The 15,594-nt window shown below is 66.2% G+C and carries 12 protein-coding genes; 4 read left to right on the top strand and 8 right to left on the bottom strand.

The window, feature by feature from the left end:
* Positions 1-2: 2 nt before the first annotated feature.
* Entirely contained in the window at positions 3-1,907 is a 1,905-nt protein-coding gene (locus PT015_RS00460; RefSeq protein ID WP_285188039.1) for a YhgE/Pip family protein, read from the top strand.
* 149 nt (positions 1,908-2,056) lie between these two features.
* Positions 2,057-4,558: a glycogen/starch/alpha-glucan phosphorylase gene (locus PT015_RS00455; RefSeq protein ID WP_285188038.1), complete on the top strand. Its 2,502-nt coding sequence runs from the start codon at positions 2,057-2,059 to the stop codon at positions 4,556-4,558.
* Here PT015_RS00455 and PT015_RS00450 read toward each other — a convergent pair.
* The 5 genes from PT015_RS00450 to PT015_RS00430 are packed head-to-tail and all read right to left on the bottom strand — an operon-like array spanning position 4,548 to position 7,764.
* The gene (locus PT015_RS00450) at positions 4,548-5,105 is read right to left on the bottom strand and encodes a carboxymuconolactone decarboxylase family protein (protein WP_285188036.1); all 558 of its coding nucleotides are present in this window, start codon (positions 5,103-5,105) and stop codon (positions 4,548-4,550) included. The genes PT015_RS00455 and PT015_RS00450 overlap by 11 nt on opposite strands.
* Entirely contained in the window at positions 5,102-5,512 is a 411-nt protein-coding gene (locus tag PT015_RS00445; protein ID WP_285188034.1) for a carboxymuconolactone decarboxylase family protein, read from the bottom strand. The genes PT015_RS00450 and PT015_RS00445 overlap by 4 nt, the downstream gene beginning before the upstream one ends.
* Positions 5,513-5,529: 17 nt before the next feature.
* A complete protein-coding gene (locus tag PT015_RS00440; RefSeq protein ID WP_285188032.1) occupies positions 5,530-6,405 on the bottom strand; it encodes a dioxygenase family protein in 876 nt (291 codons plus the stop codon).
* Between the two features lie 22 nt (positions 6,406-6,427).
* Positions 6,428-7,357, bottom strand: a complete 930-nt coding sequence (locus PT015_RS00435; protein ID WP_285188031.1) for a quinone oxidoreductase family protein — start codon at positions 7,355-7,357, stop codon at positions 6,428-6,430.
* Positions 7,358-7,368: 11 nt separating this feature from the next.
* Positions 7,369-7,764, bottom strand: a complete 396-nt coding sequence (locus PT015_RS00430) for a DUF4267 domain-containing protein (RefSeq protein WP_285188030.1) — start codon at positions 7,762-7,764, stop codon at positions 7,369-7,371.
* A 72-nt stretch (positions 7,765-7,836) separates the two neighbouring features.
* Here PT015_RS00430 and PT015_RS00425 point away from each other — a divergent pair, with 72 nt between their 5' ends.
* Both PT015_RS00425 and PT015_RS00420 read left to right on the top strand, forming a co-directional pair.
* Positions 7,837-8,496 carry a hypothetical protein gene (locus tag PT015_RS00425; protein WP_285188028.1) on the top strand — a complete coding sequence of 220 codons (660 nt, stop codon included), beginning with the start codon at positions 7,837-7,839 and terminating at the stop codon, positions 8,494-8,496.
* Positions 8,493-9,671 (top strand): PrsW family intramembrane metalloprotease, encoded by a 1,179-nt coding sequence (locus PT015_RS00420; protein WP_285188026.1) that lies wholly within the window; start codon positions 8,493-8,495, stop codon positions 9,669-9,671. Before PT015_RS00425 ends, PT015_RS00420 begins: the two co-directional genes overlap by 4 nt.
* A gap of 18 nt (positions 9,672-9,689) precedes the next feature.
* On the opposite strand, the gene ngg is transcribed toward PT015_RS00420, so the two are convergent.
* From ngg to PT015_RS00405, 3 genes are all read right to left on the bottom strand, one after another.
* Entirely contained in the window at positions 9,690-11,501 is a 1,812-nt protein-coding gene (ngg, locus tag PT015_RS00415; RefSeq protein ID WP_285188024.1) for an N-acetylglutaminylglutamine synthetase, read from the bottom strand.
* Positions 11,498-13,303 (bottom strand): N-acetylglutaminylglutamine amidotransferase, encoded by a 1,806-nt coding sequence (locus PT015_RS00410; RefSeq protein WP_285188022.1) that lies wholly within the window; start codon positions 13,301-13,303, stop codon positions 11,498-11,500. The genes ngg and PT015_RS00410 overlap by 4 nt, the downstream gene beginning before the upstream one ends.
* 99 nt (positions 13,304-13,402) lie before the next feature.
* Positions 13,403-15,541, bottom strand: coding sequence for a hypothetical protein (locus tag PT015_RS00405; protein ID WP_285188020.1), 2,139 nt, complete (start codon positions 15,539-15,541; stop codon positions 13,403-13,405).
* Positions 15,542-15,594 lie beyond the last annotated feature (53 nt).

The raw sequence follows: 15,594 nt of genomic DNA, 5'->3' as shown, positions 1-15,594 counted from the left end.
CGATGCTGGCTGGACTCGCATTCGGCTCGGAAATCAAACGTTTCGGCCGTAGCCGGATGACCCGAGTGGCGATCGTCGTGCTGATGCTCCTGCCGCTGGTATACGGGGCGCTGTACCTGTGGGCGTTCTGGGATCCCTTCGGCCATGTCAACAAAATGCCGGTGGCGCTGGTCAATTCGGACCGCGGCGCGGTCGTGTCCGGGCAGCAGTTCAACGCGGGCGCCGAGATATCGAAGAGCCTGACCGCCGACCACAGCCTGGACTGGCACGTCGTCAACGCCCAGGAAGCGCACGACGGCGTCGAGCACGGCAAGTACTACTTCATGGTCGAATTGCCCCCGGACTTCAGCGAGGCCATCGCCTCGCCGGTGACCGGACAACCCAAGAAGGCCAACCTGATCGCCGTCTACAACGACGCCAACAACTACATCTCGACCAGCATCGGCCGTACCGCTATCGGCCAGGTGCTCAACGCGGTGTCGTCGCGCATCTCCGGGCAAGCGGTGAATCAGATGCTCTCCGTGGTGGTTTCGTCCGGGTCGGGCATCAAGCAGGCCGCCGACGGGGCCGCTCGACTAGCCGACGGCACCGGTCAACTCACCGCCGGCCTCGACACCGCCCGGTCAGGCTCGGCCACGCTGACCACCGGCGCGCGGCAACTCTCCGACGGCATCAACTCGGCCACCGAACCGCTACTGGCGGTCAGTAAGGCGGTGTCGGCCATCGGGGGCAACACCGACCAGCTCCAGGCCGGCGCCAACGCGCTGCAACAGGCCAACGACCAGATCGGCGGCATTGCCACCGCCCAAGACGCCGCGGCCAATTCGCTGTCGACGGTGATCGATCAACTCTCGGCCCGCCAGGATCCGTTGGCGAACAACCTGCGCGGCATTCAAGATCAGCTTCGTCAGCATCAATTCACCCCCGAGATCCGGCAGCGCCTCACCGACGCCCGCAACGCGGCGATCAACATGACATCGGGACTGCGCTCGCCGGGCAGCCCGCTGGGATCTGCGCTCGACCAGGTGGGCAGCAAGGGACAAGAGCTGACGAACAAGCTCACCCAACTGCGGGACGGTGCCAAGCAGGTTGCCGACGGCAACGCCCAGTTGGCAAGCGGCATAGCCAAGCTCGATGATGGCGCCCAGCAACTCAAGGCAGGGTCCGCCGAGCTCGCGACCAAGCTGAGCGACGGCGCCAAGCAGGTGCCGGACTGGACCACCCAGCAGAAGGACGCCGTCGCCGACACCATCGGTGGTCCTGTGCAGCTGGAGACCTCGCACGAAAACGCGGCCCCGAACTTCGGCACCGGCATGGCGCCGTTCTTTCTGACGCTGGCGCTGTTCTTCGGCGCGTTGGTGTTGTGGATGGTGTTGCGGCCCCTGCAAAGTCGCGCGATCGCTGCGGAGGTGCTGCCGATCAGGGTCGCGCTGTCCAGCTACCTGCCCGCCGCGGTGATCGCCCTCTTCCAGGCGATCATCCTGTACGCCGTGGTGCGCTTCGGACTCGGCATGCACGTCGTGCATCCCGCCGCCATGCTCGGCTTCATGGTCCTGATCTCGTTCGCGTTCGTCGCGGCAACGCAGGCGATCAACGCGCTCGTCGGGCCGGCGGTGGGCCGGGTTCTGATCATGGCGCTGCTCATGTTGCAACTGGTCAGCGCCGGCGGGATGTATCCGGTGGAAACCACCTCGAGACCGTTCCAGATCCTGCACGGCTTCGACCCGATGACCTACGGCGTCAACGGTCTGCGGCAGCTCATCCTGGGCGGCATCGACAACCGGCTCTGGCAGGCGATCGTGGTGCTGGTAGGCATCTGGGTGGTGTCCATCCTGGTGTCCTGCCTGTCGGCCCGCCGCGACCAACTGTGGAATCTCGAGCGGCTGATCCCGGCGATCAAGATGTAGCCACGCCGGCCGGACAGGCGCTCGTAGCGAGCCTGTGAGCTTTCGTTAACGAGCCGGTCGTCAATTACGCGCCTGCCGTGCAGACGTCGCTGCCACAATGACGACCTGCGCGCCCGCCGGCGCGCGGTGCCGACCGAACAGGACTCCGAATGACCGAAGTCGAGCAGTCAGCCAGCGGCGTACGGGCCGACCTCGCCGAGCACTCCCGCACCGGCATGGGCGCCCCCGCGCTGCAGCGGGCGATCACCGATCACCTGCGCTACTCGATCGGCCGGCCCGCGGCCGCGTTGCGACCAGAACACTACTACCGCGCCTTGGCACTGGCCGTGCGCGACCGGATGCAGGACCGCCGGGTGGCGTCGACGCAGACCTCGCTCGACCTCGGCCGCAAGGTGACCTGCTACCTGTCCGCAGAATTCCTGATGGGCCCGCAACTGGGTAACAACCTGCTGAACCTGCGGCTGGAGCAGGCGGCCAAGACCGCGCTGGCGGCGATGGGCCAAGACCTCGACGAGGTGCTCGCCTGCGAAGCAGAGCCAGGCCTGGGCAACGGCGGCCTCGGCCGGCTCGCCGCCTGCTACCTGGATTCGCTGGCCACGCTCGAGCGTCCGGCGATCGGCTACGGGATCCGCTACGAGTTCGGCATTTTCAACCAGGAGATCCGCGACGGCTGGCAGGTCGAGAAGACCGACAACTGGCTGGTCAACGGAAACCCTTGGGAGATCGCCAAACCCGACGTCAACTACCTGGTGAAGTGGGGCGGCTACGTCGAGCACTACACCGACGACGCCGGCCATGACCGGGTGCGGTGGATTTCCGGGCGGCTGCTCAAGGGCGTCGCCTACGACACCCCCATCCAGGGCTACGGTGTCAACACCTGCAACGTGCTGACCCTGTGGAGCGCGCGGGCCGTCGAATCCTTTGCGCTGGAAGCGTTCAACACCGGCGACTACTACAAGGCCGTCGAAGACGAGGTGACCTCGGAGACGGTCACCAAGGTGCTCTACCCCAACGATGAGCCCGATGCGGGTAAGCGGCTGCGCCTGCTGCAGCAGTACTTCTTCGTGTCCTGCTCGCTGCAGCACGTGCTGCACATCATGGATGACCTCGCCGATGCCGGCGTCCGCGAGCTTCCCCAGCGATTCGCGTTGCAGCTCAACGACACTCACCCGTCCATCGGTGTCGCCGAACTGATGCGTCTGCTGATCGATGAGCGCCGCCTGGACTGGGATGAAGCGTGGGAGATCACCGTTGCGACGTTCGCCTACACCAACCACACCCTGCTGCCCGAGGCGCTGGAGAAGTGGCCGCTGACGCTGTTCGCCGAATCGCTGCCGCGCCACCTGGAGATCATCTACGAGATCAACCGGCGCTTCCTCGACGAGGTCCGCGCGAAGTTCCCCGGCGACGAGGAGCGGATCCGTCGCATGTCACTGATCGGTGAGGACGGCGGCAAGAACGTCCGGATGGCGCACCTGGCCACCGTCGGCAGCCACGCCGTCAACGGTGTCGCGGCGCTGCATTCGGAGTTGCTGAAAGACAGTGTGCTGAAAGACTTCTACGAGCTGTGGCCAGAGCGGTTCAGCAACAAGACCAACGGCGTGACGCCGCGACGCTTCCTCGCCCTGGCCAACCCGGGCCTGCGCGAACTGCTCGACCGGACCGTCGGCGACGGTTGGCTGACCGACCTGGGTCGTCTGCGCGGGCTGGAGCCCTTCGTCGACGACGCCTCGTTCCGGGCCCAGTGGCGCGACATCAAGCGCAGCAACAAGTCCCGACTGGCCAAGTACCTGCGCACCGCGACCGGGATCGAGCTCAACCCGGACTGGATGTTCGACATCCAGGTCAAGCGGATCCACGAGTACAAGCGTCAGCATCTCAGCGTGCTGCACATCGTCGCGCTCTACCACCGGCTCAAGCAAAATCCAGGTCTGTCGATTCCGCCGCGCGCCTTCATCTTCGGCGGCAAGGCAGCGCCGGGCTATTTCATGGCCAAGCGCATCATCAAGCTCATCAACGCCGTCGGCGAGACGATCAATGCCGATCCCGAGATCAACAAGGTCCTCAAGGTCGCGTTCGTGCCGAACTTCAGCGTCAAGAACGCGCAGCTGATCTACCCGGCCGCCGACCTGTCCGAGCAGATCTCCACCGCCGGGAAGGAGGCGTCGGGCACCGGGAACATGAAGTTCATGATCAACGGCGCGCTGACCATCGGCACGCTCGACGGAGCCAACGTCGAGATGCGCGACGAGGTCGGCGCCGAGAACTTCTTCCTGTTCGGCCTCACCGAGTCCGAGGTCGAGAGCGTCAAGGCGAACGGCTATCGTCCGGCCGATTACATCGACGGCAACGAGGAGCTGCGGGCGGTACTGGATCTCATTGCAGGGGGCCAGTTCTCGCACGGCGATACCGAGGTGTTCAAACCGCTGGTCGACAACCTGCGCTACGACGACCCGTTCCTGGTGTGTGCCGACTTCGCGTCCTACGTGGCCGGACAGGAGGAGGTCAGCGTGGCGTGGCAGGACAAGGACGGCTGGACGAAGAAGTCGATCCTGAACACCGCGCGCAGCGGCAAGTTCTCGTCGGATCGCGCGATCGCCGAATACTGCGACGACATCTGGAAGGTGTGGCCGCTCACCGTTACGATGTGACGTCGCGGTTGGGCGGGATCGGCAGTCGGGCCGTGGTGTCGAGGTCGACGTCGAGCGCGTTGAGCATCAGCGCCAGGCCGGCGTAACGGTTGATCACCATCAACACCTCGACGGTGGCCTCGGTACCGAGTTCGAGGTGCACGCGGTCGAAGGTGTCGGCCGCGACGGTGTGGGTGGTCAGCAATTCGGTCGCCAACTGCAGCACCGCAAGCTCGGCCTGGTCGAATTCGCTTGTCTGCCAGCCGCTCTCGGACAGGATCGCTTCGATCTCATCGCCGCTCACGCCGACGGTACGCGCGACGTCACGATGCTGGCCGAGTTCGTACGCGCTGCCTATCAGGTAGGCGGTGCGCAGCACGACGAGTTCACGCAACCGGGTCGGCAGCACCGGGCTGGTGAGCGCGGCATTGCCCGCCTCCATCCAGCCGGTGAATACCTTCTCGGCGTTGGCCAGCACCCGGTAGACGTTGAGATTGCCTCGTGCAGCGGTCAATTCACGGGCGCGCGGCGACATGCCGTCCGGTTCGCGGTAGCTGATCCGGGTCATCGCGCGTCGACCGCGTCAGACACCAGCGTCAACCCGAAGTAGTAGCTGACCAGCATCAGCAATTCGGTCAGACGCTCGTCACCGAGCAATTCGTGCGCGGCGGTGAAGGACTCGTCGCGCAGCCGATGCGTGGTGCACAGCTCCGTGACCACATCGAGGAGCAGGCGTTCGTCGGTGGTGAGGTCGGCCGGGTCAGCCTCGTGGGCTACCCGCCCGGCGACCAGTTGTCGCATGCGGTCGCTGAAGGTCGGGCTGTCGACCAGCTCGTCCACCAACTGGGCCCACCCGGCGAATACGGCCGGTGCGTTGGCGAGCACCCGGTAGATGTCGGGCGTGCCGCGCCGCCGCATGAAGTCGCGAATGGGCTCGGGCTGCTCGTCGACCACGACCATCGGAATGCGTGACATCGGTTCTCCCCCTTTGGTTATGTGACGCCCGCCGCGAGCGTCAGCGTCCAGTCCAGCGTCACGAAGGGCTGATCGACGTTGCTGCCATCGGGTGCAATTCCCGGCGGGTGATGGTCGAAATCGGCCTTCAACGATTCCTGCACCGCAAAGACGGCGTCGCTGTCGATGTACGGGTCGTCGCGTAGGAACACCTGCGTAATCAGCGGTTCGTATCCGTCGGCGTGCACCCAGAAGTGAACGTGCTGCGGTCGCATCGGCGACCGGTTGGCCGCACGCAGGATTTCGCCACACGGGCCGTCGGTCGGCACCGGATAGTAACGCGGCGTGATGGACCGAAACCAGAATCGCCCGTCGTCGTCCGTGGTGAGCAGCGCGCGCATTGCGAGATGGTCGTGCAGCCTGGCGGCCTGCTGCACGTCGTAGAAGCCCTCGCCGTCGCTGTGCCAGGTGTCGACTTTTGCACCGGCGATCGGACGCCCTCGGTCGTCGACGATGCGTCCGGTAACGAACATCGTTGTGCCGGTGACATCTTCGGCGATATCGGAGCCATTGTCGGCGGTGGGACGCTCTTCGAAGTAGAACGGGCCGAGGAGCGCGGAGTCGGTGGTCGACGACTCGGTGTGCTGGTTGATCTTGTCCAGCAGCATGCTCAATCCGAGGATATCGGAGAGCAGCACGACTTCTTGCCGCGTCGGGGTCGAGATCTTGCCGACTCGCTCGAGGAAATCCATTGCGGCGAACCATTCTTCGCCGGTGAGACGCACGTCGCGGGCGAAGTCATGCAAGTGCTGCACCAGGCTGCGGAATACCTCCCGGAAGCGGGCGTCGGCCGCGTTGTCGAACGTCTGCTGCACGGCTTCGGTGAGGGTGTGTTCGGTCAGGTCGGACGCCATGGACGGGGTTCCCTTCGGATCGTCAGGGTCGGATGACGACGCGGCCGGCGGTGTTGGAGGCGACAGCCCGGTACGCCGCAATCCCGTCCTCGAGCGAGTAGGTGCCGGTGATCGGCAGCGGGCGAAAGGCGCCGGATTCGAAGTGAGGCGCCATCTTCCGCAGATATTCGGCCGAGTCGACGATCGTCAGCTTCCCACTGTCGACCCCGAGGATGCGAGTCTCGTTGCGGTACAAGGCACGGATGTTGACCTCGACGAGCGGCGAGCCGATCGCGCTGATCACCACCAGTCGGCCCCGGCGCGCGAGCGCGGCCAGCGCCGTGGGTGTCGTCGAGCCACCCACTGCGTCGTAGACCACGTTGGCGCTGATACCGGCGGCGGCGTCATAGGTGACGAACTCGTCGATCGCCGCCGCGGCAGGAGTCTCAGCCGCCGGTGGCCGTCGCCCTACACCAATCACGTTGGCGCCGAGGGTATGCGCTATCTGCGCGACCGCGCCGCCGACTCCCCCGGTGACACCGAACACCGCGACCGTCTCACCCGCGACCACCTCGGCGGTCTCGACCAATCCGTACCAAGCCGTGACGAAGTTGACGCCGACGGCGGAGGCTTCTTCGACGCTGAGCCGTTCGGGTTTGCGCGCCAGGGCCGCGACGGGAACTGTCATCAGCTGAGCGTGCGAGCCGTCGCGGCTGAAGCCGGTGTCACCGCCGGTTCCCCAGACCGCCGCGCCTTTCCACTCACCCGGGCCACTGACCACCACGCCCGCAAAGTCACGACCCGGCGTGCGAGGCAGGACCGTCCAATCCATCGCGCCGGCAACATTTTTCACGTCGGACGGATTGACCGACGCCGCATGGACGCGGACGATCGCCTCCTGCGCCGTCGCGACTGGATCCGCGACATCGACGACGCGCAGCACGTCCGGGTCACCGAATTCGGTGAAACGCAACGCCCGCATGATCAGTCGCCGGTCGGCGCCGACACCTCAGGCTTGTGGCGCGCCGCGCCCCACAGACCGGTGGCGATGCCGACCACCGCGCCGCCCAGTCCGACGAGCTGCTGCGAGGGTTTCATCTGGTGGTGCACACTCATGCCGCCCAGCAGGTCGGCGGCGTCGGCACCGGCTGACGCCACAAACCAGCCGCGGGTGTTCTTGCCGCGCAGTGCCGATGCGGCCAACAAGCCGCCGATCAGCGCATCGCGATAACCCATCGATCGCAACAGCAGTTGCGCTGTGGGGGTCGGTGTGTCGGGATCACCCCAGAGTTTGTTCGCCCGGAGAGGGTCGACGAGAAAGGACAGGCCCGAGGCGAGACGGATGCCGCCCACCGCCAGCGCCGCGCGATCGATTGTCATCTTGCGAGCCTAAACGCTTCACCAGCGTCAGCGTGATGCCAGAATTCATCGAGCCCACGAGGAAGTGAGACCATGACCGAAGTGTCCCCTCCGGCCGCAGCGCCGAGGTTCGAACCCGACGAGGGTTGGGTGCCCGCCGACGAACGACGCTTCGGCCTCGACCGGCGCACCCTGCGCCCAACGCTGGTGGTATTCGCGCTGGTGTTCCTGATGTCGGTGGTCCTTCCGGTCATCAACGCGACGGTGCCCTACCACGACATCGTGCGTCCCGGCGATGTGATGCAAGTCGAGGGCGACGTCACGTTCATTCCGGAGGCCGGTTGGGGCGTCACCTCCGGGGTGCGCGCCGGGCACGCCCCGATCTCCGGACAGTACCCCGCGGCCGCGACGGTCGAGGACGGGGCACTGAAGTTCACGGTGCGGACCGGCGAGTTTCACGGCGACGCCGATCAACTGCTCGACCAGATCGAGGCGACGTCCGAGGCGCTCAATCAGGGCCGCGGCGTACACATCACAGGCGCGCCCAAGACAATCGTCACCGCCGCCGGCAAAGAGGGTGCGACGGTTCGTGTCACCGGACCACACACCGCCGGTCTGATCGCCGCTTTCGTCTTCGACGACCGCGGCGTCGAGGCGATCGCAACCGGACCGACCGACGCCGGCACCGAGCCCAGTGCCGCCGTGCTGCGGATGATCGGCAGCATCAACGAGGCCAAGAAGGACAAGCGATGACCACGCTCACCGACCTCGATCAAGCGCGCGACGTCGCGCTCGACATCTCCGGCTGGGGCCGCAAGTTCGTTTTCTACCAACCGCGTAACTTCGCGTTCTGGGGATATGTCGCCCTCGTCGGCATCGGCGTGCTGACGTTCTTATCCGTGCTGGCCCGTGAATACAACGCCTACGGCGAAGCGATCGGCCTCGCGGTGACGTCGTTCGCCATCTACGCGGCGTTGTTCTGGTGGTTCAACGATCGGATCGACCACTACGCCAAGCTCCCGCACAAACTGATGGTGGTGGCGTTCCTGTGGGGTGGGTTCGCCGCGACCGGGGTGATGGCCGCCAACGCCAACGACGCGCTGCTGGCCTTGTACGGCAAGCACTTTGGTCAGGTCTGGGCGCTGAACTGGGGCGCCGGGCTCGCCGCACCGTTCACCGAGGAACTGGCCAAGGGCTCCGGGCTGTTGCTGTTGATCGCGCTCGCGCAACGCCACGTCCGAACCGCGTTCGACGGATTCATCCTCGGCGCGTTCATCGGCCTGGGATTCCAGATCGTCGAAGACATCACCTACGCCATGACATCGGCCGGAACGCAGTTCGGCGCCAACCAGATTGGCGCGTCGGTGGGCACGATCATCTTGCGCATGCTGACCGGGGTCGCGGCGCACATCCTGTACAGCGCCATCTTCTGCGCGGGCGTGGTCTACCTGATCGGCCGGCCGGCCGAGCCGCGCAAGATCTTTCGGGGTCTGGCGCTGGTCGCGATTCCGATGCTGTTGCACGGGACGTGGGATTCGGTCGCGGCCATCGCGGGCCAGAACGCCCTGCTGCTCATCGGGTTGCTGATCGGCACGATCGTCGTCGCGCTGATCATCGTCGCCCGGGTGTACAAGCTGACCGTGTCCAGGGAGCGCGATTTCGTCCGCGCCGTGATGGCCCCCGAGCAGGCCCGTGAAGTCATTACGGTGCCTGAACTCGACGCGATGGCCGGTAACCGCAAGGCTCGCAAGGCCCTTCGCAAAACCGGCCTCAATCGTCAGGAACGACGGCGCGTGCGCTACATCCTCAACGCCGCCTACTCGCTCGGCGACGAGTTGGCCGCCGCGCGGGGCGCCGACACCGATCGAGTGCGCTTCGCGCGTTCGGAGGTCGCGCGCATTCGCGCGGGCATCCCGTCACCGTGGTGAGCCGTTGCCGCCCGGACGCTATCTGACGACTGAATCGTCGGGGTTGCGCGGCGATTCCTCGGGTGTCCAGGCAAACGGCTGACCTGGCTGGCCGGGAAACAGGTAGTCGACGAAAGCCGCTGCCGTGGGCTGTGGTTCGTGATTTGCCAGGCCGGGCCGCTCGTTGGCTTCGATAAAGGCGTACTCCTGGCCGGTGACGTCGGGGACGAGCAGGTCGATGCCGGTGACCGGAATGCCGATCGCCTCGGCGGCCGCCACCGCGACCCGGCACAGCTCCTGGTTCACGTCGGGCGTGACGTCGTGGATCGTGCCGCCTTGATGCAGGTTGGCGGTATGGCGTACGCGGAGCCGCATCCCTTGCGGCAGAATGTCGTCGAACTTCCAGCCGTATTCGGCGACGGTCGCCTCGGTGACAACATCAAGCGGAATTTTGGACTCGCCGCCCGTGGCGGCAGAGCGGCGGCGGCTCTCGGCGATGATCAGGTCGCGCACGGTGTGCTCACCGGTGCCGATCACCTCCGGTGGCAGTCGCAGCGCCGCGGCGACCACGCGACCATCGATCACCACCAGTCGCAGGTCGTCGCCCTCCACCCGCTGCTCGATCAGCACCTCCGGGAATTCCTCCCGTGCGCGTGCCACCGCGGCGGCCAGTTCGCCGGGACCGTGCTCGACGCTGACGCCGACCGTGATGCCCTTACCCTGTTCTCCGCGAGTAGGTTTGACCACCACCTCGCCCACGTCCTTCAGGAATTCGAAGTCGCCCTCGTCGAAGGTCGCGAGCCGGGCGCGGGGCACGGTGATCCCGGCTTCGGAGACAAGGCGACGGGTCAGTCGCTTGTCGTCGCACCGGCACATCGCGATCGCTGAGGTGAACTCCGACAACGATTCTCGGGTCACCACGTTGCGTCCGCCGTGGCTGAGACGCATCTCGCCAGTCTCGGCGTCGAGTACCTCCACCCAGATGCCGCGGCGTATCGCCTCGTCGGCGATGATGCGCGCGTACGGGTTGAGGTCGTCGACCGTCTCCGGCGGAGGCGTGAACAACGGCACGTTGATCGCGTTCTTCCGTTTGATCACCAGCACTGGGACGCGGCGGAATCCCAGCTTCTCGTACAGCCGGATCGCGGCGGTGTTTTCGTGGGTCACCGACAGGTCCATGTAGGCGCGGCCCGCATCGCGGAAGCCCGCGGCCAACTTTCGGGTGAGCGCGATCCCGATGCCTGGCAGACCGGCGCCCGGGTCCACCGCCAGCGTCCACAGACTCGACCCGCGCTCCGGATCGGAGAACAGCAGTTCGTGGTCGACGCCCGTAACCGTCCCCACCATCGCGCCGTCGTCGTCGCGTTCCGCGATCAAATACGTCACGGCAGGTTGGTTCAGGTGGTTGTCCCAGATCGCCTCCACCGGCGCGGGGACCATGCCACACCGGACGAAAACGCGGTTCATCAAGTCCGCATCGGACTTGTCCTTCAGAGCGCGCACCGTCACGCCGATCGGACTGGGCGCCGGGTCGTCGCCCGTGAGCGCGTCGCTGAACCGGAGGCGATAGGTGTGGCTGGGATCGATGAAGAGTTCGGACGGCGCGCCCGCGACGACGACGTGTGACTCGCGCGCATAGATGCAGATGTCGCGCCGTCCCGGCGCCTCCCTACGCATCGCCTCGGCGAGCACCGCGGGGTCGGCGAACGTCTGGCCGAAAATAAGTTTGCCCCAACCCAGTTCGAGCTCGACGTCCTTGGCCATGGCGTCGATCAAGTGTGGCGGTGACGCGTCGTGCAAGCTGAGCGTGATCGCCTCGGGGTGGTCCTCGGAGGGACCAGTGGAGGTCATGCGGCCGGCCCGGTCACACCATGATGTTGTAACCACAGCTCGAGCAGGGCGATCTGCCAGAGCTCATTTCCGCGCAGCGGGGTCAACCGACCGTTGGGGTCAGCCAGTAGCGCATCCACCGCACCAGTATCGAACAGGCCTCGCTCCTTGGCGACCGGAGCGTAAAGGGCGTCGCGGACCATGTCGAGATACGGCCCTTGGAGATGAGTCAGCGCGGGAACCGGGAAGTAACCCTTGGGGCGGTCGATGACCTCCGACGGAATGACCCGCCGCGCAGCCTCTTTGAGCACACCCTTGCCGCCGTGGGCGGTCTTCAGCTCCGGCGGGCAGGTGGCTGCCAACTCGACCAGTTCGTGGTCGAGGAATGGGACGCGGCCCTCGAGACCCCAGGCCATGGTCATATTGTCGACCCGCTTGACCGGGTCGTCGACCAGCATCACCATCGTGTCGAGTCGCAACGCACGGTCGACGCCGGTTTCGGCGCCCGGATTGGCGAAGTGCTCGGTGACGAAGCGTTGACTCGGATCACCTTGTGCCACATAGCCTTCGGCAAGCAGTGCGGCTAGGCCCTCCTCGTCACGGTCGAAGAACGCCGCGCGATACTCCGCGACGGAGCCTTCGATGGACGCGGCCGCAGGTGCACCCATCGGCGGGTACCAGTGGTAGCCGGCGAACACCTCGTCGGCGCCCTGGCCGGACTGGACCACCTTGACGTGCTTGGCGACCTCCTGGCTGAGCAGGTAGAAGGCGACGCAGTCGTGGCTGACCATCGGTTCGCTCATCGCGCCGATCGCGCCGCCCAGCGCGGGCAACATCCGCTCGGTGCCGATGCGGATCTGGTGGTGGTCGGTTTCGAAGCGCTGGGCCACGATGTCGGAGTACTGGAACTCGTCGCCCTTGATGTCGCCGGCGGACTCGAAGCCGATCGAGAACGTCGACAGTCCGTGCTGACCGGCCTCGGCGAGCAGCCCGACGATCAGGCTGGAGTCGACACCACCGGAGAGCAGGCAGCCGACCGGAACGTCGGCGACCAGGCGGCGCTCGACCGCGGTGCGCAATGACTCCAACACCGCGTCTTCCCAATCGCGCTCGGACCAGTCGGCGCGGTCGTCGTGGCGGGTGAAATCCGGCGACCAGTAGGTGGTGGCGACCCGGCGGCCGTCGGGCTCGATGGCGAGCAGCGACCCGGGCGGGATCTTTCGCACGCCGCGCAGGATGGTGGCCGGTGCGGGCACGACGGAGTGGAACGTCATGTAGTGGTGCAGCGCGACCCGGTCGATGCGGGTGTCCACGCCGCCGCCGGCCAGCAGCGCAGGGAGCGTCGAGGCGAACCTGATCCGGTGGTCGTCCTCGGTGATGTAGAGCGGCTTGATGCCGAGACGGTCGCGGCCGAGCAGCACGCGGCCGCTGTCACGCTCGACGATCGCGAAGGCGAACATGCCTTTGAAGTGGCTGACGAAGTCGTCGCCCCAGCGGTGGTACGCCTTGAGCAGAACCTCGGTGTCGCTGGTCGAGAAAAAGCGATAGCCGTAGCCCTGAAGCTCGGTGCGCAACTCTTTGTAGTTGTAGATGCAGCCGTTCCAGGCGATCGTCAGGCCGAGGTCGGAATCGACCATCGGCTGCGCGCCGTGCTCGGTCAGATCGATGATTTTCAGGCGACGGTGACCGAGTGCGACTCGACCTTGTGACCACACGCCGACCCCGTCGGGACCCCGCGGCGTCATAACGGCAGTCATCGCTGCCACCGCCGCTACATCTGGCGCTCGATCGTCGAGGCGCACCTCACCGGTGGCTCCACACACGTCGATAACCCTACAGAGGTCGATTCGGCCGCGCGCAGCGCTGACCCGCGCCAGCGCGGTGTACGAGAGGCACGGCCCGCGTTCGTTCCACGTGAGGACTCACTTTCCGGTGGCGACGTTGTCTTGACCACACAACCGCGGAAGACGCTGCAGTTTCTCGGCGTCCTCGTTTTGAACCTGGAGGTAACGACGGCCATCGTCGGCGGTGAGGACCTGGATGGCCGGGCCGTCGCCACTGACGCTGTCGGGTTCCATGAAGAGCTGCAACTCCCCCGAACCGGCGTAGAGCATCGCATCGTCGTTGGACAGCTTCCACGGGTGGCCATCGGTGGGCCAACGGCCGCCGACGAGTCGCACCTCGGGCTCGTCGGCGTCCTCGTCGTCGAGGGCGACGCCGCCGATCCACAGCTTCGACGGCAGCGGACGGAAGTACACGGCGAGGCGCTGGCGATTGAGATCCACCGCGACCGGGATGCCGATCGGCGGCAGCGACGTGCCCTCGGGCCGGTCGTCGAGTGACTGCTTCACCTGCCGAGACCCCAGGCCGACGCCGAACCAGTCGATCGTCAGCACGGTCGTCAGGTATTGCACGATCGCCAGCGTCAGCAGGCCGCCCGCGCCGGCGGCACCCACCCCGGCGGCCCCGGCCACCCAGGTCACCGGCAGGGCGAGCAGTCCGACGGTAGCGGCTGCCCCGGCCGCGGCGGCCACCTTGCCGGGCACCGTCAGCTTGAAGTTCGGGTTGACGTCCGCCTCGGGTGGGTTCTGCGTCGGCCGGACACCGACGGTCTTGGGGAGGTCGTCGAGCCGCTCGTGCACCCTTTTGACCTCCGCCTCGTAGTCTTCGGTGGCCAACTGACCGGCGCGCTTCCTGTCGCGCGCCGCGCTGAGGGCCTGCTCGAGACTCTCGATGGTCTCCAAGTCGCCCCGCCGGGTCTCGTTGCCGTCGGGGTCGCGCGGAATGTCGTCGAGACCCATCTCGTAGACGACCTTGAAGGTGGCGTCGAAGTCGTAGAGCGTGGTCTCGGCGCTGACGGTGCCGTCGACGACGAGCCGGCCGTCCTCGGTTCGCGGAACGATGTCGGCGTCCAGCGCCTCCAGGCAGCGCTCCTGCCCGCCGATCGTGATGGTCTTCGGTCCCGCGAGAAGGCAGGGGACGTCGGCGTCGAAGTCGTCCTCGTGCAGGTCGAAGGTGTTCATCACGGTGTCGCGAACTTGGCGCAGAATGCTCCACCCCGCGACCGCCAAACCCGTTTTCTCGCAAGGGTTCTCGGCCAGTATGGACAACGGGAGTTCTTCGCCGCCCGGCAGCTCGCGCACGGTCTGCAGCTGAATCAACATGGACTCATGGGCGACTCCGTCGATGTCGAACCGCTGCACCACGGCGTCGAGCGCTTTCACCGTGACGTCGTCGCGCGACTCGGCGTCCACGTCCAGCGGGGCCGGCATCAGGTCCATGACGCCGCCTTCGCCCATCTCGGCGAGCTTGGGGCGGACGGCGTCGGAGATCTGGGCGGCCAACGAATCGAGTACCCGGACCCTGGCGTCCTCGTCGGAAATGGTTGGGTGTTGCAGCTTTTCGAGACTGACCATGAGTTCGCCGGCGATGCTGTGCGTGATCCAGTACGCCTCGGCGTAGTCGAGTTCCCAGGTGATGCGCGGGTCTTGGTCGGTGAAGGCGATGCCGCCGTCCGGGCGACGATCGATATGCGCACCGTAGAGACGCGGCGCAAAGTCGTCGTCAGAGGGGGGCGCCAGCAGCGTGGGCGAATCCTGCACGTTGAAATCGAGGGCGATGGTCTTTTTGCGGGGTTCGGTGTCGCGCGGCTCGAGCTGGTCATGCACGGTCAGACGCCCGAACAACGGGACTTCGTTGTAAGGGATCTCGTGTGACTCGTTGGCGCGGGGGCCGTCCGGGATGGTGATGGTCGCTGGAGGCAGCGATACCAGCGGGATGCACGTCACCGAGTCGATGGTGATCTTGGAGTCGAAGATCGCCAGGTCGATCGCGAAATGCCGGAGTGGATCGCGGGTTTCGCCGTCGACCTGCTCCTGCCACAACCGCTGCTGCGCGTCGAAGAGGAACCACACGCGGTCGAGCGTCAGATCGAGAGTGGCCGTTGCCGAATAACCGGGCCCGTCGACCGCCTCGGTGTAGCTATCGCCGGCAAACATCTCGACGGTTTGGTCCTGAACACGTTCGCGGTGAATCTCGATCATGGTGTCGGGCCGCTGCATGCCGATCTTGTACCCAGAACGTGCGAACTTAGAACAGCCGAAGCGGCCCACTC

It is taken from the genome of Candidatus Mycobacterium wuenschmannii (genome assembly GCF_030252325.1).
Taxonomy (GTDB): domain Bacteria; phylum Actinomycetota; class Actinomycetes; order Mycobacteriales; family Mycobacteriaceae; genus Mycobacterium; species Mycobacterium wuenschmannii.
Note: the sequence above shows the minus strand (reverse complement) of the source record. Positions and strands in the feature narration are given on the sequence as shown.